The following is a 17,736-nucleotide window of genomic DNA, read 5'->3' on the forward strand; positions in this document are numbered from 1 at the left end:
TTGCGGAAGGACGAGTCTCTCACCGTTCCGGCCCGGCGTGAGCGTTCCGGGGCGCGAACTTTCCTCGCCTGGGGCAGGTTTTATACATGTGCAGGATGCAGGCGCAGGCTGCGATACTAGACAGATGGCGGAAGTCTGCAAGATCTGTGAGGGTGCCGGGATGCGCGTGGTGGAGCGTGCCGACGGAGCGCGTGTTGCGCAACGGTGCGTGTGCCAGGAATCCCGTCGCGGCGAGCGCATGATCGCCGCGGCACGGATTCCGCAGCGCTACATCGACTGCACTCTCGAAAGCTATGACACCCGGTTTCCCACTGCCGACCGCTCGCTTGGCTCAGCTCTGGTCCAAGCGAAAAACTTCGTGAAGGCATACCCGATGGAGACGGATGGGAAGGGTCTTCTGCTCACCGGTTCGATCGGTGTGGGAAAGACGCATCTGGCTGTGGGAATTCTGCAGTCGCTCATCGCGGAACGCGGCGCTAATGGGCTGTTTTACGACTATCGAGACCTGTTGAAGCATGTGCAGAACTCTTACGACCGCAAGGTGGATCAGAGCGAGCGCGAGGTGCTGGCGCCGGTGTTTGAGGCCGAGGTCTTAGTGCTCGATGAGTTGGGCGCGGCCAAGCCGACAGACTGGGTGTGGGACACGGTCGCGCATATTTTGAATACCCGTTACAACGACCGTCGCACCACCATCCTGACCACCAACTATGCGAATCTGCCGCCGCTGGGCACAGGCGAAGGCCGTGGCACGAAGGCAGTGATGCGCGAGGAGACGCTGGGAGATCGCATCACCGAGCGCATGCGATCACGGCTGCAGGAGATGTGCGTCGTCGTCGAGATGCAGGGCGAAGACTTTCGGCAGAAGGTAAAGCGCGCAAGATTCGGATGAGCCAAGGAAGGCACGAAGAAGACAACGTCGCTCTTTCCCGACTCCTCTACCCTCACTCGTCTGTCTTCTATAGAATCGCCCCATGAGTTCTTCGCCCACACCGCCGCCTTCTGGAATGTTTTCCGAGCCTGCAAGAGAGAAGAGCATTCCGACGGTGGCGATCGCGATTGCCGCCGTAGCTGTGGTGGTGCTGGTCGCTGTGCTGGTGGTGCTGGGACGCAAGCCTTCTGGTCCCCCGCCAAACACTCTGCTGCCCGTGTCCGCCTATGGCGATAACCTCATGGTCACGAATGTGCAGATGAGTGAGGCTGCCAGTCAGATCGGCGGCAAGTCCACCTACATCGATGGACATATCGCGAACAAGGGCGACAAAACCGTGACCGGCGTGACCGCCCAGGTGCTCTTCGGGAATGATCTGGGGATGCCGCCGCAGATCGAGACCGTTCCGATGACGCTGATCCGCACACGCGAACCTTACGTGGATACCGAGCCGATGAGCGCGGCACCTCTCGCTCCGGGCGGTGAAGCAGACTTCCGGCTGATCTTCGAAAACATTGGCGAAAACTGGAACCAGCAGACGCCGGGGATGCGGGCTGTGCAGGTTACGACCCGGTAGATTCCGCTTTTGGAACACGCGAAAAAACTTCGTGCCAACCGTAAATCCAAGTGTATCCCTGCGGCGTTCCCCGACTAGCGATACAAGGATTGGAATAGACCTCGATCAATGCCAGGGGGTCTGCGATCTCTTACTATTCGCTAAAGTTTAGGAAAACCCGCCTCCGATGGGATTCCTAAAAAGCTCTCCCGCAAGGAGAGAACCAAGGCAGATTGGCCCCCAGAAATGGGGGCCCCTTTTTGTGCCTTTTTTACTCTTTATTCACTGCCATATGTACCGCCAGCAGCTTTTCCAGCATCGGCCTCAGAAGGTCGAGGTGCAGCGCATTGGCTCCATCGGATTTCGCCTCGGAGGGGTTGTCATGGACCTCAAGGAATATCCCGTCGATACCCGCCGCCACGGCTGCACGCGCGAGCACGGGGATAAACTCCGGCTGTCCACCGGACTTACCGCCAGCGCCCGAGGGCGTCTGCACGGAGTGCGTGGCATCGAAGATGACTGGAGCCAGTTCACGCATGATCGGCAGCGAACGCATGTCGACGACGAGGTTGTTGTAGCCAAAGCTCGCGCCGCGCTCGGTCAGCGAGACGCTGCGATTGCCGGAGTCCTTCAGCTTCTCCACCGCGTGCTTCATGTCCCACGGCGCGACAAACTGGCCCTTCTTTACGTTGATGGCGCGACCGGTCTTCGCGGCGGCGATCAGCAGGTCGGTCTGGCGGCAGAGGAAGGCAGGTATCTGCAGCATCGCGGCCACCGGGCCTAGCGCGTCGGAGACCTCGCCGCTCTGTTCGGGTGTGTGGATGTCGGTCAGCACGGGCAGGCCATTGCTCTCGCCGATGGCGCGCAGAATGCGGCAGCCCTCCTGCAGGCCGGGGCCGCGGAAGCTATGGATTGAGGTGCGGTTGGCCTTGTCGTAGCTGGCCTTGAAGATATAGGGCACGCCCAAATCGGATGTGATGCGTTGGATGGCGTCGGCGAGTTTACGCGCATGCGGCTCGGACTCCAGCACGCAGGGGCCCGCGATGAGAAAGAGACGACCGTCGCCTGCAGTGATGTTGCCCAGGGAAAAACTGTGAGGATGAGACATGATCTCTAGGATAGCTGAGGCGCCGAGAGTCGAGCGCAAGAAGAAGCGCCCAGCTTCTGGCTGGGCGCTTCTTCTTGCTGAGGTCGTGACTAGTTTCTATGGGTAGACCAACTGCTGAGCGCGAGCTCCGTTCGGAACCGAGGTGATGCACGAAGGCAAGGCCGAGGTGGGGAACGGTGTGTTCGCGATGGCTGTCAGTTGTCCGGTGTTCGGGCTGAGCTGGCCGCCGTCGATCGTGCTGTCCAGCTGGTTGGAGGTGTAAAGGTAGATACCCAGCGCCGGATCGATCGTGATGCAGGTCGGGCCGGTGTGAGTGGTGAAGTTGCCGACCGAAGCCGTGCCGCCAAGCGAACCGTCAGCCGAGGTCAACGAGTACGAGCTGACGCTGCTGCCGTTGTAGTTCGCTACGTACACATACTTGCCGCGCGGGTCGATGGTGATCGCCAGAGGAAAGGCGCCCGTGGTGTAGGGGCTGGAGTTCAGCGAGGTCAGAGCTCCCGCGGTTGTGCTGGCACCAATCGAGAAGCCGATGACTTCATTGGCTGCCTCGTCCGTCACGTACAGGTAACGACCGGTCGGATCGATAGCGAGGGCGCTAGGAGTGGTGCCGACCTTGGTGCCCGTGCAGGTGGTCGTGGTGCAGGTGTTGTTCGGCAGCAGCGTCAAGGCGCCGCTTGTAGTGTTCAGAGTGAAGCCGATCAACTGACCCTGGGTTGCTTCCTGGTCCACGGCGTATACGAAGACGTTGCCGGAGACAGGGGCGCTAACGGCGACGCCTACCGGCGCGAGACCAAGGTTGTAGCTCGTCGGAGTGGCCAGCGTGCCATCGGTGTTGATCTTGAAGACTGCGACGCCGCCAGGTCCAGGTGCGTTCACGCTATAGGCAGCCTGGTAGCGGAAGGTCACGAAGAGGAACGAACTGGTGGAGTCGACTGTAGCGGAGGTGGGGTACGTATCGCCAGTGGGCAGGTTTGCCGTTGCGAGGCCGTAGATCTTGCCGTCGGTGCCGACCGAGAACGGCTCGACTGCTGACTGCTGGTTGCCGCTAACCGCGTAGACAAACTTGCCGTTCGGAGTCGAAACGATGGTGGCGGGGTTAGTGAACTGCGTCGTGAAGGGCGAACCTTCCAGCTGCGTCAGAATACCGCTCTGGTAGTCCACGCCATAGCCCGAGATGGCGCCAGTCGACGACGAGATCGAATAAACGTACGCCGCCGTATAGTCGCGGCTGCACGCGCTGATGCCCAGCGCCGCTGCCAATGAGGTTACCGCGGCCACTCCGGTGCGGATCATCGTATTGAACTTCATGGGAGATCCCTTACATCGGGGCGCCGATGGCAGCCCCTGTTTTGAATGCCGGCCAGTTAGCCGGAAGATTAAGACTTACCGGAGGGCCGCTTGCGCGAACCCTCCGGTGAGAGGGAGTAAGGCTTAGATCGTCGCTCCGCTGACGGCCAGGCAGGACGCTTCTCCCGTTGCAGTGAATGTCGACCCGCGGGGCAGAACCGTAATCAGGCCGGTGTTCGGATCAAGCCGCTTGCCGGTCACCGTGCCATCGTTATGGTTCGACGTGTACAGGTACTGGTTCGTGGGATCTTCCACCATGCAGACCGGACCGGAGCCGACCGTGAACGGCGATCCAGAGACCTCCTGCAGCTCCTGGTTGGTCGTGTTGATGGTGAAGACCGAAACCGAGCTGAAGGGCGTCGTGGACGTCGTGGAGGTGGTCGAGCTGTTCAGCACGTACAGGTACTTGTTCGTGCTGTCGATGAAGCTGTAGGTCGGGTTTGCGGTGCCGGTGCTGTCGGCCTTATTGCCGCCATTGACGGTGGTCAGGGCGCAGCTGCTGCCGACGGTGTAGCCCACGATGACGCCCGGCGTCTGCGACGCATCGGTGAGGTACAGCAGGCTGCCGGAGCCGTTGATCGACGTCACATTGCCGGTGGTCAACGGGAAGGTCTGGGTCGTCGTGAACCCGAGCTGGCCGCTGGTGCCGAAGACGTAGGGTGAGATCGTCTGGTTACCCGAGTTAACCGTGAAGAGGCAGCCCGAGAGCGTCTTCATCATGATCGGCTTCGGTCCAACCTCCCAGAAGGGGGTGTTGACGCTGTTGTACTGCGTCTGTGCGTTGGTGACCAGCGAGAGACGGCCGGTGTTCGAATCGCTCAGGAAGACGGTGATCGAGCCGTTGCCGTCGGTGTTTGGACCTGTGTAGGTCGTGGCTCCGGTCGCATTGGTGTTGCGGCTTGGGGAGTACTTGTCCAGCACGTAGAGGTAAGTACCCGTGGAGTCGAACTGCGCCCACATCGAGTTGTATCCCTGCGTTACATACTGCTGCTGGAAGGTGAGGGTGCCGTCTCCGCCTACGCTATACAGCGCTACGGTCTGGCTGGTGTTGGTTGCCGTGCCGCAGCCACTCGATGGGCAGGTGCCCTGGTTGATGACGTACACATAGCGTCCACCAGGCTTGACCACAATCGACACCGGCACGTTGCCGTTGCTGCCGAACGGAGATCCCTGCACGTTGGTCAGGTTACCCGTGTAGTCGTCGATCTTAAAGCCGACGATCTGGTTGTACTGCTGCCCAAGCACCCACATGTAACCGATAGTGCCGCCGCCACAAGCCGTCATTCCCAGTCCAAGTGCCAACGATGCAAACATAGCCATCGCTAAACGGCGAAACAAACTCAACTTCATGCGCTTCCTTTATCACCCGAATTCGTCCGACTGTTGCCAGTTCGTGAGAGACGGGGAACCCTGTCTTTGTATTCAGCGCCGGAGCGCGGAGAGGAGTACAAACCTTCCCATGATTGTAGAAGGTAGTGGCGGTTTCCGCCACCGTAGAGCGTGGTTTCGCACTCCCATGTGCCCAAGCTGTATCTCAACCGGGCGGCGAGTCGATTGCAGCCGGTTACGGAAAGTTACCCCTTGGACTCTGGCAAAGGGCGGTGGGGTAGCAGATTGCCCTAGAAAATTGCCCTAGAAAAACTCGATGGCAGGGGGGTTAATGAGGACCATCGGGCAGCCCCAGAGCAACAAAACGCCCCGGAGGATATCTCCGGGGCGTTTTGTTGCTGGCTACGAAGGGTGGTTACCAGGTACGGCAGCCCCCGCTGGCGGGCATCATCGGCTGGCCGACCTTGCAGCCGAACGCCTTGCCGAACTCGTCGAAGTTCTGCACGGTGCCCTTGACGCGCCACTCGCCTGAGCTGTGCGGATCCGTCTTGGCCGACACGCGGGCGGCCTGCTCCGTCTTGTTCTCGCACCAGATTTGACCGAAGGCAAGGAAGAACCGCTGTGCCGGGGTGTAGCCGTCCCGAGTGCCGTCGATCTTCAGCGGCTCGGTCTTCTCGTTCATCGCCGTGGGGTTGTTCAGCACCTGCATCAGCGCCTGATAGGCGATGCGGATACCGCCGTTGTCTGCCGTGTTCTCGCCGAGCGTCAGATGTCCGTTCAGGTTCTGACCGGGTGCGACCTCGAAGCCGTCGTACTCCTTGGCGGTGCATTCGGTGCGCTCTTCGAACTTCTTCTTGTCCTCATCCGTCCACCACTGGCGAACGTTGCCGTGCAGATCGTACTTGGAGCCCTGATCGTCGAAGCCGTGGGTCATCTCATGGCCGATCACGACGCCAATGCCGCCGAAGTTCACCGCTGCATCCAGGTTGTTGTCATAGAACGGCGGCTGCAGAATGCCGGCAGGGAAGTTGATGTTGTTCTGCGGAGGGTTGTAGTAGGCGTTCACGGTCGGCGGCGTCATGCCCCACTCGGTAGGATCGACTGGCTTGCCGAACTTGGCGAGATTGCGCTTGCGCTCATAGCCGCCAGCCCGCGTTACGTTGCCCAGCAAGTCGTCGCGCTTCACCTCTATGGACGAGTAATCCTTCCAGTGGTCGGGGTAGCCGATCTTGTCGGTAATCGCGTCGAGCTTCTTGCGAGCCTCGACCTTGGTCTCGTCCGACATCCAGGGCAGCGTCTTCAGGTCGGCAGCCATCGCGGCCTCCAGAGCCTTGATGAGCTTTTCCATGTTGTCCTTGGCGGAGGGCGGGAAGTTCTGCTTGACCCAGTCCTGCCCGACAGCTTCGCCCAGCGCCTGGTCGGTCATGCGGGTGCAACGCTTCCAGCGCGGCTGCTCTTCCTTCTGACCGTTCAGTGTCTTGTTGAAAAAGTCGAAGTTCTCTTCCTCGAAGGGTTTGCTCAGCAGCGTTGCCGAGCCGTGGACGGCGTGCCAGCGGAGGTAGCTCTTGATGGCCGACAGCGTACCGTGCTGCAACTCATATTCGACCGTCGTCACGTACTGTGGAGAGCTGACGTTGAGTGTCTTCGCGGGCAGGTCGATGTCTTTCAAATAAACCGACCAGTTGTAGTCGGGGCTCAGCTTTTCGAGCTCGGCCACCGTCATGACGTGATAACGCTTGGCCGGATCGCGCATCTCCACGCGGTCCATGGAGCCTCGCGCGAGTTCTGTCTCGATCCAGAGGGTGTTTGAGGCCTCGAGCAGTGCTTGCTCCGGGGTATCGCCCAGCAGCACGAACATCTTCTGCATGTGATCCATGTACTGCTCGCGGATCTTCTTGTAGCGCGGCGTCTGGTTCAGGTAATAGTCGCGGTCAGGCAAGGAAAGTCCGCCCTGGCCGGTGCCTGCGATCTGCTGTGAGCTGTCCTTCTGGTCCTGCTGGATGCCGACGTTGAAGAACGCCGAGCCGCCGCGGCGGTCCTGCTTTGCGTTGTACTCCGCGAGGTCGTGGATCGAGCGGATTTGGGCGATAGCGTCGAGTTGCGGCTTCAGAGCCTTCGCTCCGATCTTATCGACAGTTGTGGTATCCATGCAGGCTTCAAAGTAATCGCCGTACTGCTTCTGCAGCGGGCTTTTTGGGTTATCGGCAGCGGCCTTCAGCTCACTGTAGAGCGAGTAGTTGTTGTAGTCGGCGAGCTCGTTGAAGCGGCCCCAGCGGACCTGGTCGGACGGAATAGGATTGTTCTTGCGCCAGTTGCCGCAGGCGTACTGGTAGAAGTCGACGCAAGGATCGACGGTCTTATCGACCGAGGTCAGGTCGAACATCAGCGGCTTCTTCGGAGCCGCAGTCGGGACATCCGCCATGCCGGGCAGGCTGATGCTGTCATCGGAGAGCAGGTTCTGGGCGGAACAATTGGCTGCAAAAAAGCCAACGCTCGCCGCCACCATGGCGGACGCGAAGAAAAAGGTGCGCATAAGACTCCTGGTTCAAGAAAAGTGGCTCTGGAGGTAACGATACCCGTCAGCCCGCTTGATATGTAGCTTTAGGGCGTATACGTTTTCACTGGCCTAAAAGACCCGCAGGTGAATCTCGAGGTACTTTTTCGGGTCCTGACGGACGGCCTTTACCAGGTCGTTGCTGGAGGTCAGGAGATTGTCCAGGTTGTTGTACACACGGTCATCTGTAGCAAACTTGCCGAGAGAACCTTTGCCACTGTTCACATTGCCGAGCAGCACATCGAGCTTCGTGACGGTATTGTTCAACTTCGTCGCGAAGGCCGGGTCTTTGGTCAGCAAACCGAGCGCGCCTTTACCCGCATCGGCCTCAGCCATCAGCGAGTTCGCGTGCTTCAGGGTCGAGTTCAGGTTGTCGTACAGGGACTCGTCCTTCAGCAGCTTGCCCGCCGTGCCTTTGCCGCTGTTCAGGTCGGTCGCAATCGTGTCGAGCTTGGTCGCCGTGTCGTTCAGCTTGTTGTATAAATCGTCGTCGTGGGTCAGCTTGCCGATCGAGCCCTTGCCGCTGTTGATCGCTGCCACCAGATTGCGGACTTCAGCGGCCGTATCGTCCAGCTTGTTGTAGAGCGCCGGGTCGCCGATCAACTTGCCTGCAGTTCCCTTGCCCGAGATGATGGCGTCCTCGATCACGCCGAGTTTCTTCACGATCTCATCGGCGTCCTGCACGGTGCCCTGACCGGTTTTGATGAAGTCGTTCAGACTACCGGAGGAAGCAGTGTGCAGCTCATCGCCGGTTTCGATCGATGCGCCGTTCGCCTGCTTGCTGTTCAGGTCAAGTACGGTGTCGCCCAGCACGCCAACGGTTGATAGCGATGCCGTTGTGTCTTTGTGGACGTCGACCTGGTACTTCGGATCGATCTTCATCGTGACCTTGACTGGTGTCAACTTATGGGCGGCATCCGTCGCGATGGTCACATGTGTGACCTCTCCGATCGTTACACCTTCGAGGTCTACAGGGGCGCCGACCTTCAATCCACCGGAGTTGTCGAAGTAGGTGTGAACGATAATCTTGTGGCTGAAGACGCTCATGCCGGAGGCGCTGGTCATGGCGAAGAGCAGGATGCACAGCAAGGTAACCGAGACGAACACGATTACGCCCACTTTCAGCTGCGACCACTTCACTTCCTGCTGACTCGGCATAGCTTTCCCCTTTGACCCTGCAAGCTCTCTGCGCGTCGGCATCGCGCAAACTGATTTTCTCGTGCGTGGCTCCATCGTATCAGCCGCTGACTTGGTGCTGGAGCCAGCGAATGTCTCGGGTTTGCCGTGCCATATGAGATGTCTGTGCGGCCTGCTTAGACGCACGAACCATTCGAACTAATCCTCCGCCACCACAATGGCGATAGAGGTAGTGCGGGAGTGAGAGAGACTGAGAGACATCTTCTTGATGCCCATCCGGGCACCGATCTCAGCGGCTCGACCGTGCAGAAAGAGTTCAGGGCGCTGACCCGGTTGGCGGCGCACCTCGAACTCGCGCCAGTTCACGCCGCGGCTGATGCCGGTGCCGAGCGCTTTGGCCCCGGCTTCTTTGGCAGCAAATCGCGCGGCGAGGCTTTCGGCGAAGTTCTTTCGGGCCATGCAGTACGCAATCTCACCGGGGGTGTAGACGCGGGCCAGGAAGCCCTCGCCGAAACGGTCGTAGCTGTGCTGGATGCGCTCGATCTCGATCAGATCGGTGCCAACTCCCAAGATCAAGGCAACTCCTCCGGTGGTACCGCAGTCTGACTAACAGAACTTCTCGCATCGAAGAACATCGCTCGTCGACCTATCGGGCCATCCGTTTCTCAGCAGTAAGTGTACGGTGTGGTGCCTCTTTAGGGGTATAGCAAGAGCGTCGCGGTGTATACCGCGGAAGGAACAGACGTATGACAATCAGAGTTTAAGCGTTGCTGGCTGGGACGAACCGGACCTTACAACGTTTTCTGATGTGATCTGCGTTCGGGCTCCCTTTGATCGGCGTGTATCAGGGCCTGATCGACGATCTCAAGATTGGACTGCAGCCATGACTTCCTTACCGCTTCCTTATGCCTCTCTGCTCTCTCCCAGTGAACCGTCGCAGCGCGTTGACCTGCGCTGCGTAAGCTATGGTGATCGCTCCATGGTGCTCAGCGACCTGCTGCAGGCCATGGACGCGTGCGGCTGCTGGGTGCAGTCGCGCCGCGCTACATCGGACTCGCAGGTGGAGATTTACTTTGGCGCCATGCTGGGCGCGGCGGATGAAGTTTACGGTGGTCTGGTGAGCGTTGGTATTGAGATGCCGCGTGACAGTCACCAAGCGCTGACCTGGCTGTGTACGCTGCGTCGCCATCGCAAGGACGCAGTCATTGCGACGCGCACCGTCTCGATCCGCATGGAGATGAGCTTCCTGATCGACGAGCCGGAGGAGATGGGCTTCATTTCAGCGGGCCTTGCCTAAGGCGCTGTCCGCTGGGAGAGTTCGGGTGGGATAGACTGAGGAAGTCTATGCAGCCCATCATCGTAGCGGAAAACCTCGGCAAAACGTATCGCTCCGGCAAGCTTGAAGTTCCAGCTCTGCGGAATGTCACCTTCAGCGTAGACCCTGGCGAGTTTGTCGCGATTGTGGGACCTTCGGGATCCGGCAAATCCACTCTCTTTTACGTTCTGGGCGGCTTAACTTCGGCAACGCACGGTTCGCTGACGATTCAGGGTAAGGATTTCTCCCGTTTGAACGATGCGCAGCGCACAAGTTTGCGGCGTTCACAGATTGGGTTTGTCTTCCAGCGCTTCAACCTGCTGCCGACGATCTCCGCCGCTGCCAATATCGAGCTGGCTCATGACATTGCAGCTACGGGCAAGCCTTTCGATAAGGCGCTGATGGAACATCTCAGCAAGCTTTTGAAGATCGAAGGTCGTTTGCAGCACCGTCCGAACGAGCTTTCCGGAGGCGAGCAGCAGCGCGTGGCGATCGCGCGTGCGCTGATTACGCGCCCGGCGATTTTGCTGGCGGATGAACCGACAGGCAATCTCGACACACAGAATTCGGATGCGGTGCTCGAGATGCTGAAGAACTCCAGCCGCGAGATGAACCAAACGGTGCTGATGATTACGCATAACCCTGAAGCGGCGCGTATCGCCGACCGGATTCTACATATGCGGGATGGGCAGATCACGCACATAGAGCAAGGGAGTCGGCGGGTGGTTTAGGTCACCCCCCTCCCCCCTGACTTAGGTATCCAAAGTCTTCATTCGAGGCTGGTTAAGTCGATACGCAAGGCGTCAGGAGCCGAGTCTAAAAAGAAGAGAGCCGCAACGGTTTATGCCGTTAGAGGCTCTCTTTGTTCTCTATTTCCAGTATAGCGAATGCGGAGGGGTAAACATGCAATTGATTTGTGTGTGAAAACCCGCGTGTTTATTGGGGATTTCTGTTTCGAGGGGTGCCTGGGGGCTTGACAGGATTTCGGGGTGAGGCAAGCTTCGGGCTCCCGTGATCACGATCAAACGTTCATGGACGGGGGCATCCCAAGCCCGCTTCCGAGGCTGGCGGTCGCGCTCGCGCGCGATGCCCCCCTTAGCGACGATACAGCCGTCGCGAAGATGCGGCACCCGGCGGCTGAGGAGTATGAAATTAAGATGTACACAGCTTCGGGACGCAGTATGCTTGGCAACCAGCAACGCTATTTCTGCCAGGAGACTTTTTCGATATGAACGCCGTTCGCCGCATCCTCGCCCTTGCCGCCCTTGCTACTGCAACTACGTTTGCGATCGCTCAGCCTTTTGCGGTTGCCGCTCCTGCCGTTGTGACCTTGTCTGCTCCGGCGCCGGGTGCACCTATGCTGCTGGACATCAATACCGCGACGGCGGACCAACTGGCAGCGCTGCCGGGCATCGGTAAGGTGTACTCGGCGAAGATCATTGCTGGCCGTCCCTATACGGCGAAGACGCAGCTGGTTTCGAAGGGCATCCTTCCGCAGGCCACATATAACAAGATCCAAGCGCAGATTATCGCCAAGCAGAAGTAGTCAGCTTCAAGAAATTCTTCGCTGAGAACTCCGCCGATCGCGCCTGGACGTAGCCGGGTGCGGAGGCGGAGTTTTCTGCAGATCCCAAGGGCGGTTGCGATTCCACGGTGTGAATGGGGCACCGGCAAAGAATAGATCGCACAGCGAACTACTCCAAATTCCTTCTATAGTCCACATATATTCCTGCCACAATACCCGTTTTATGACTATAGTCATGATTGGAAGCGCTCCACTGGAGTAAGCTTCAAACATAGCAAGAGAGAGCTAGCCTCTCGCTTCTTCTGGACCTCGTCCGTTGAGGCGAGAGGCTGTTTTTTTGAGCAAAAGCAGAGCTGGGGCGAGAAGGACCGAATACGAATCTGAGAGGGCACACCGCACGGCGAGCGCATGGAGTTGGCTGTGGGAGTGGTGAGTAGGAAGAAAAAACTTTTCTTCGATACAACCCTTTTGCCGCGCGAAGGATTCCCGAAGGCGGATCTGAGAGATGTGGCGATGCGATCTTTGCTTCGACGTCTCTCCCGAAGGCGGCAAACTTCGGTAGGCTTGTTGGAAGCTCGTTTCTGGTCCATCGCTTCTGCTCTTGATCTATGACCGTCTCTTTTTCAACCCGGTGGGTGGTGTTGCGTGTGGCGGCGGGAGTAGCTGCGGCTGCGCTGCTATCGGGTTGCCAGGGTATCCAGTTGACGGCCGGCAGTTCGGCGCAGCTACGGGTGATCGATGCCTCGCCGGATGCGGGCAGCGTGGACAGTTATGAGAACAACACGGGCCTGGCTTACAACCTTGGCTTTGGGATGATGACGAGCTATATGCCTATGCAGCCGGGAGCGTATACGCTGTCGGCTGCTCGGTCAGGTTCGCGCCAGACGCTGGCCTCCGGGAGCATGATGCTGCTGGCCGGGCGGCAATATACGGCGGTGGAGGGGAACATTGCGGCGGGGATGCAGCAGACGCTGTATCTGGACCAGACGGAGGCTGCGCCGAACGGGCAGATTGCGGTGAGATTGATCGACCAAGTGACGCGACCGGGGGCGGTGGATGTGTACCTGGTGCCGGGAACCGGGAAGCTGGCGTTTACGACGCCGCTGGTGACGAACCTCAGCCTGGGAGGGGACAGCGGCTATCTCCAGCTGCCAGCGGGAACGTATGCGGTGGTGGTGGCACCGGCGGGAACGTCGCCTACATCGTCGTCGGCCACGCTGCTGAGTGGGGCGCAGTTGAGTTATGCGTCGGGCTCGGTGCGGACGGTATTTTTGATCGATTCGCCTACAGCGGCAAGGCCGTTTCCGGATACGCTTTCGCAGTTGCCGGCGGGGGTGCTGACGCCGGCGGTGGGGGCGATTGTTGCGGTGGATGTGGAGTGAAGCGGTGGAGGAGTGAGAAGGCCAGAGTGAAAAGCTGAGGCCCCCGAGGTCTGTCGGGGGCCTTCGCTTTTTCACTAATCACTACTGACTACCCACTCTGTTTGCTTAGTAGCGGTAGTGGTCGGGCTTGTAGGGGCCTTCGAGCGAGACGCCGAGGTAGTCGGCCTGCTTCTGCGAGAGGGTGGTCAGCTTGACGCCGATCTTCTCGAGGTGGAGGCGGGCTACTTCCTCGTCGAGCTTCTTGGGCAGCACGTAGACGCCTACCTTGTAGGTGTCCTTGTTGGCCCAGAGGTCGAGCTGTGCGAGGGTCTGGTTGGCGAAGCTGTTGGACATGACGAAGCTCGGGTGGCCGGTGGCGCAACCGAGGTTGACGAGGCGACCTTCGGCGAGGATGAAGATGGCGTGGCCGTCGGGGAAGGTGTACTGATCGACCTGCGGCTTGATGTTGAGTCTGGTGACGTTCTTCGCGCCGTCGAGCTCGGCCATCTGGATCTCGTTATCGAAGTGACCGATGTTGCAGACGATGGCCTGGTCTTTCATCTTCGACATGTGTTCGAAGGTGATGATGTCCAGGTTGCCGGTGCAGGTGACGTAGATGTCGCCGCGGCCGAGGGTGTCTTCGAGCGTGGTGACTTCGTAGCCTTCCATCGAGGCCTGGAGGGCGTTGATGGGGTCGATCTCGGTGACGATGACGCGAGCGCCTAGGCCACGCAGCGAGGCCGCAGAACCCTTGCCTACATCGCCGTAGCCGCAGACGACGGCAACCTTTCCAGCGACCATAACGTCGGTGGCGCGCTTGATGCCGTCGACGAGCGATTCGCGGCAGCCGTAGAGGTTATCGAACTTGGACTTGGTGACGGAGTCGTTCACGTTGATGGCAGGGACGAGGAGCTTGCCCTCTTCGAGCATCTTGTAGAGGCGGTGAACGCCGGTGGTGGTCTCTTCCGAGACACCGCGCCACTCCTTGACGACGTGGGTCCAGCGGGTGGGGTCTTCAGCGTGCACGGCCTTGAGGAGCTTCTTGATGACCGCCTCTTCAGTGGAGTGAGCTTCTGCGTCGACCCACTCTTTTTCGCCATGCTCGAGCTCGTAGCCCTTGTGGATGAGGAGGGTGACGTCGCCGCCGTCATCGACGACGAGCTGGGGGCCGAGGCCGCCTTCGTGACGCAGGGCCTGATCGGTGCACCACCAGTACTCTTCGAGGGTCTCGCCCTTCCAGGCGAAGACAGGAACGCCGGAGGCAGCGATGGCTGCGGCGGCGTGGTCCTGGGTGGAGAAGATGTTGCAGGAGGCCCAGCGCACGGTCGCGCCGAGGGCGACGAGGGTTTCGATGAGCACGCCGGTCTGGATGGTCATGTGCAGCGAGCCGGTGATGCGAACGCCCTTGAGGGGCTGGCTGGGCGCGTACTTGCGGCGGATGGACATGAGGCCGGGCATCTCGGCTTCGGCGATGGTGAGTTCCTTGCGGCCCCAGTCGGCGAGTGTGATGTCGGCGACCTTGTAGGGGAGGGTCTTAATTTCGGGCAGGGTTGCGGTGGCCACGTGTGTCTCCTTATCTAGCGAGCTTCAGGATATCAAACGGGTTGAAGGCGGATGAGCCCGGAGAGCATCTTTCTGACCTCGATACGTTGATGCTGCAACGTGGGATGGACAGAAGCTTCGATGAAGCAAAGGTGGCGGGGCAAGGTACACTGACAGAGCTGCCACTTTCGGCCAGGAGATTCCCGCGTCTTGAGCACAAACCCAGAAGCTACCGTCTCCGAAGCGGCTGTTGAACAGAACGAGACGCCTCTTGAGGCGCTGGCGTCGATCTATACGGTGCTGGTTCTGTGGCTATTTGTCACGGGCTTCATCTTTCAGAACTTCGAGATACCTTCGGGGTCGATGATGAATACGCTGCTGATCGGCGATCACCTGGTGGTGGATCGTGTGACGCTGGCACCGAAGACGGCGTGGGCGCCGTTTGTGCATCAGCGGCCGGTGCAGCATGGGGATGTGATTGTCTTCTACAAGCCGGCGGGGCTTGATCCGATTCCGGACATCATTCTTGTGAAGCGCGCGATTGGTTTACCGGGCGACCACATACATCTGCGGGGCGGCGTGGTGTATATCAATGGGATTGCGCAGAAGGAGCCGTACGCACTTCAGCCTCGGGATAATGCGAAGCCGGAGAATGCCTATCTGCCGTATCGGGATGATTTTCCGTCGGACCTGCATGGCATTCAGGAGGCGTCGACGGAGAATAACGCCTCGATGTGGGCGGAGGAGATCGCGAGCCATATCCAGGGCGACGATATCGTGGTGCCGCCGGACAGCGTGTTTGCGATGGGCGACAACCGGACGGAGAGCCTGGACAGCCGGTTCTGGGGCTTTGTGCCGATGAAGAATATTCTGGGACGGCCGATGTTTGTGTACTGGTCGTTCGATCAGCCTGCGGATGAGGAGGACAAGACGAGCCTTGGGGATAAGGCGGCGTACTTTGTCCATGTCGTGACTCATATCTTCAGCGGAACCCGCTGGAGCCGCACCTTCCACGTCATTCGGTAGTAGGCTGACAGGCACACCAGAATGATGGACAGCACCGAACAGCATCAACATAGCGACGCGCACGAGGGCGAGGCGGCAAGGCCGTCCCGGCTGCGCGCGCGTCTGCTGTGGATTGGCGGCATCGTCGTGTTGGTACTACTGTTGCTGCTGACACCGCCGCTGCTGAATGTGAGCCGGTTGCGTCGGCGAATTGCGACGAGCATGAGCGCGAGCCTGGGGCGGCCGGTGCATCTGGACAATGTGACGCTGCAGATGCTGCCGATTCCTGGCTTTGTGCTGCAGAACCTGGTGGTGAGTGAAGATCCGACGTTCGGTAACGAGCCGATCATTCGCGCGAACAAGGTGCTGGTGACGCTGCGTCCCAGTTCGCTGTGGCGGCGGCAGATTGAGGTGTCGTCGGTACGATTCCAGGTGGACGACTTCGGCACAGGGCCGACGCTGAACCTGGTGCGCAATGCGCAGGGTGAGTGGAACCTGCAGAGTCTGTTGATGCATGCGGCTGAGGTGGATGCGGCTCCAACGGAGCAGGTGACGGCAGGACCGGCACCACGGTTTCCATATGTGGAGGCGACCAACGGTCGCGTGAATGTGAAGCTGGGCGATGAGAAGCAGCCCTTTTCGCTGACCGAGGCTGACTTTGCGTTATGGCTGCCGTCCGCAGAGCAGTGGCGGGTGCGGCTGGTGGGCAAACCGACGCGGACGGACACGAATGTTTCGGACTCGGGGACGATGCGCCTGGAAGGACAGTTGCAGCGCGCCGCAACGATGGGCGAGGTTCCGGTAGATCTGCGGATGAGCTGGCACAACGCTCCGCTGGGCGAGGCGAGCAAGCTGATGACCGGTAGCGATGCAGGGTGGCGCGGCACGCTGAACGCCGATGCGACGCTGTTCGGGCCGTTGAAGGCTGCGAAGCTGATTGCGGGGATTCACCTGAACGATCTGCGTCGCGCGGACTTTGTTCCTGGGAAGACGCTGAACGTGAACATTGAATGCAACGGCAGCTTCAACATGCCGAATGCGATTGTGCAGAGTCCTTCGTGCGCTTTGCCAACACCTGTGCCAGAGGGCAGCAAGGTCGCGGGGCAGGCGGTGGCGATTGCCGACACAGCGGAGCTGCAGGAGGTCCAGAGCGCGGAGCACGGGGTTCACGGACTGCGGCTCGGCATGACGAACGTGGCGAACAGCTATGTGATGGACTGGGCGCGGTTGTTTTCGCAGCGAGTGCCAGCGGCACTGACGACGCATGGCACGACGTCTGGCAGTGTGGTGTATGTGCCTGCGAGCGAGTCGGCGGCTGGATGGCAGGGCGAGTTTCACATGGAGCTCCATGCGGCTGAGGGGGATGCGACTGTAGGTGCTCATGCGCCGCAGACGCTGTCGTTTGTCGCGAACCAGATGCAGATTGCGCTGCAGCCGCTGACGGTGAGCGCGGCAAAGGCGGCTCCGCTGGTGCTTGCGGGTGAGGCGACGATGCAGGGGTATTCGCTGCGGCTGGCGGGAACGACGACGGTGGCGCAGCTGACGTCGCTACGTGGGATACTGCCGCCGTTTGGCGATGGTTTGAATGCGGCCGTGCCAGAGCTGGCGGATGCGAAGGCTTCGCAGGAGAAGCCGCTGAAGGTGAATGTGACGTGTGCTCGCGTGTGGGGCGGGACGCAGACGTGCAGCGAGGCTGCGGTGGTGGCGGCTCCGCGGAGACGGCGGTAGGCTCGTGCTTCGCATATCGCTGCGGCAAGGGCTTGAACGCGAAGGACGCTTGGGGTTGGCGGGGTGTCTGTTCAGCTTGGAGCGTAGAGTGGACGAGCCAAGAAAGCTCTGATTCAGATCATCCAGCCTCAAAGATTCGTTCCCTCCGGGGCTGAAGCCCGCCAATCTTATGGCGGCTTTCAACGTACGGGCTGAAGCCCGTACCCTTCAAAGCGGAACTTGCATCAGAGGCTCCCGAGAGATGTTTGAGCCACGCCTGGGCAGGCGCCTTGCTGTGTCGATGTAAGGCTCCTCCGCTAGG

Annotated in this window: 15 protein-coding genes; 8 read left to right on the forward strand and 7 right to left on the reverse strand. The window is 59.9% G+C overall.

Annotation, left to right across the window (positions count from 1 at the left end):
* Positions 1-124 precede the first annotated feature (124 nt).
* On the forward strand, positions 125-889 hold the full coding sequence (locus OHL14_RS19755; protein WP_263381094.1) for an ATP-binding protein: 765 nt from the start codon (positions 125-127) through the stop codon (positions 887-889).
* An 82-nt stretch (positions 890-971) separates the two neighbouring features.
* A complete protein-coding gene (locus OHL14_RS19760) occupies positions 972-1,505 on the forward strand; it encodes a DUF2393 domain-containing protein (protein ID WP_263381095.1) in 534 nt (177 codons plus the stop codon).
* 250 nt (positions 1,506-1,755) lie between these two features.
* Here the strand turns inward: OHL14_RS19760 and kdsA are convergent, their stop codons facing one another.
* From kdsA to acpS, 6 genes are all read right to left on the reverse strand, one after another.
* A complete protein-coding gene (gene kdsA, locus OHL14_RS19765) occupies positions 1,756-2,592 on the reverse strand; it encodes a 3-deoxy-8-phosphooctulonate synthase (RefSeq protein WP_263381096.1) in 837 nt (278 codons plus the stop codon).
* A gap of 96 nt (positions 2,593-2,688) precedes the next feature.
* Entirely contained in the window at positions 2,689-3,900 is a 1,212-nt protein-coding gene (locus OHL14_RS19770) for a lactonase family protein (protein WP_263381097.1), read from the reverse strand.
* Positions 3,901-4,023: 123 nt separating this feature from the next.
* Positions 4,024-5,289 carry a lactonase family protein gene (locus OHL14_RS19775; RefSeq protein WP_263381098.1) on the reverse strand — a complete coding sequence of 422 codons (1,266 nt, stop codon included), beginning with the start codon at positions 5,287-5,289 and terminating at the stop codon, positions 4,024-4,026.
* A gap of 394 nt (positions 5,290-5,683) precedes the next feature.
* Positions 5,684-7,801, reverse strand: coding sequence for a M13 family metallopeptidase (locus OHL14_RS19780; RefSeq protein WP_263381099.1), 2,118 nt, complete (start codon positions 7,799-7,801; stop codon positions 5,684-5,686).
* Positions 7,802-7,894: 93 nt separating this feature from the next.
* Positions 7,895-8,980: an MlaD family protein gene (locus tag OHL14_RS19785; protein WP_263381100.1), complete on the reverse strand. Its 1,086-nt coding sequence runs from the start codon at positions 8,978-8,980 to the stop codon at positions 7,895-7,897.
* 177 nt (positions 8,981-9,157) lie between these two features.
* Positions 9,158-9,535 (reverse strand): holo-ACP synthase, encoded by a 378-nt coding sequence (gene acpS, locus OHL14_RS19790; protein WP_263381101.1) that lies wholly within the window; start codon positions 9,533-9,535, stop codon positions 9,158-9,160.
* 307 nt (positions 9,536-9,842) lie between these two features.
* On the opposite strand from acpS, the gene OHL14_RS19795 reads away from it, so the two are divergent.
* From OHL14_RS19795 to OHL14_RS19810, 4 genes are all read left to right on the forward strand, one after another.
* Entirely contained in the window at positions 9,843-10,256 is a 414-nt protein-coding gene (locus tag OHL14_RS19795; protein ID WP_263381102.1) for a hypothetical protein, read from the forward strand.
* Between the two features lie 47 nt (positions 10,257-10,303).
* The gene (locus tag OHL14_RS19800) at positions 10,304-11,005 is read left to right on the forward strand and encodes an ABC transporter ATP-binding protein (protein ID WP_263381103.1); all 702 of its coding nucleotides are present in this window, start codon (positions 10,304-10,306) and stop codon (positions 11,003-11,005) included.
* 497 nt (positions 11,006-11,502) lie between these two features.
* Positions 11,503-11,820, forward strand: a complete 318-nt coding sequence (locus OHL14_RS19805; protein WP_263381104.1) for a ComEA family DNA-binding protein — start codon at positions 11,503-11,505, stop codon at positions 11,818-11,820.
* A gap of 587 nt (positions 11,821-12,407) precedes the next feature.
* The gene (locus tag OHL14_RS19810; RefSeq protein WP_263381105.1) at positions 12,408-13,181 is read left to right on the forward strand and encodes a DUF4397 domain-containing protein; all 774 of its coding nucleotides are present in this window, start codon (positions 12,408-12,410) and stop codon (positions 13,179-13,181) included.
* A 105-nt stretch (positions 13,182-13,286) separates the two neighbouring features.
* Here OHL14_RS19810 and ahcY read toward each other — a convergent pair whose 3' ends face one another.
* Entirely contained in the window at positions 13,287-14,723 is a 1,437-nt protein-coding gene (gene ahcY / locus OHL14_RS19815) for an adenosylhomocysteinase (protein WP_263381106.1), read from the reverse strand.
* 189 nt (positions 14,724-14,912) lie between these two features.
* On the opposite strand from ahcY, the gene lepB reads away from it, so the two are divergent.
* Together lepB and OHL14_RS19825 are read left to right on the forward strand one after the other, a co-directional pair.
* Positions 14,913-15,728, forward strand: coding sequence for a signal peptidase I (lepB, locus tag OHL14_RS19820; RefSeq protein ID WP_263381107.1), 816 nt, complete (start codon positions 14,913-14,915; stop codon positions 15,726-15,728).
* A 21-nt stretch (positions 15,729-15,749) separates the two neighbouring features.
* Complete coding sequence (locus OHL14_RS19825) at positions 15,750-17,435, forward strand: AsmA family protein (protein WP_263381108.1); 1,686 nt, start codon at positions 15,750-15,752, stop codon at positions 17,433-17,435.
* Positions 17,436-17,736 lie beyond the last annotated feature (301 nt).

The sequence above is a fragment of the Granulicella paludicola genome, assembly GCF_025685545.1.
Lineage (GTDB): Bacteria > Acidobacteriota > Terriglobia > Terriglobales > Acidobacteriaceae > Granulicella > Granulicella paludicola.

What these genes read in the sequence shown, in the direction of transcription:
- OHL14_RS19755 (WP_263381094.1), top strand. Translation starts at nt 125, where the DNA reads ATGGCGGAAGTCTGCAAGATCTGTGAGGGTGCCGGGATGCGCGTGGTG.
- OHL14_RS19760 (WP_263381095.1), top strand. Translation starts at nt 972, where the DNA reads ATGAGTTCTTCGCCCACACCGCCGCCTTCTGGAATGTTTTCCGAGCCT.
- kdsA (WP_263381096.1), bottom strand. Translation starts at nt 2,592, where the DNA reads ATGTCTCATCCTCACAGTTTTTCCCTGGGCAACATCACTGCAGGCGAC.
- OHL14_RS19770 (WP_263381097.1), bottom strand. Translation starts at nt 3,900, where the DNA reads ATGAAGTTCAATACGATGATCCGCACCGGAGTGGCCGCGGTAACCTCA.
- OHL14_RS19775 (WP_263381098.1), bottom strand. Translation starts at nt 5,289, where the DNA reads ATGAAGTTGAGTTTGTTTCGCCGTTTAGCGATGGCTATGTTTGCATCG.
- OHL14_RS19780 (WP_263381099.1), bottom strand. Translation starts at nt 7,801, where the DNA reads ATGCGCACCTTTTTCTTCGCGTCCGCCATGGTGGCGGCGAGCGTTGGC.
- OHL14_RS19785 (WP_263381100.1), bottom strand. Translation starts at nt 8,980, where the DNA reads ATGCCGAGTCAGCAGGAAGTGAAGTGGTCGCAGCTGAAAGTGGGCGTA.
- OHL14_RS19795 (WP_263381102.1), top strand. Translation starts at nt 9,843, where the DNA reads ATGACTTCCTTACCGCTTCCTTATGCCTCTCTGCTCTCTCCCAGTGAA.
- OHL14_RS19800 (WP_263381103.1), top strand. Translation starts at nt 10,304, where the DNA reads ATGCAGCCCATCATCGTAGCGGAAAACCTCGGCAAAACGTATCGCTCC.
- OHL14_RS19805 (WP_263381104.1), top strand. Translation starts at nt 11,503, where the DNA reads ATGAACGCCGTTCGCCGCATCCTCGCCCTTGCCGCCCTTGCTACTGCA.
- OHL14_RS19810 (WP_263381105.1), top strand. Translation starts at nt 12,408, where the DNA reads ATGACCGTCTCTTTTTCAACCCGGTGGGTGGTGTTGCGTGTGGCGGCG.
- OHL14_RS19825 (WP_263381108.1), top strand. Translation starts at nt 15,750, where the DNA reads ATGATGGACAGCACCGAACAGCATCAACATAGCGACGCGCACGAGGGC.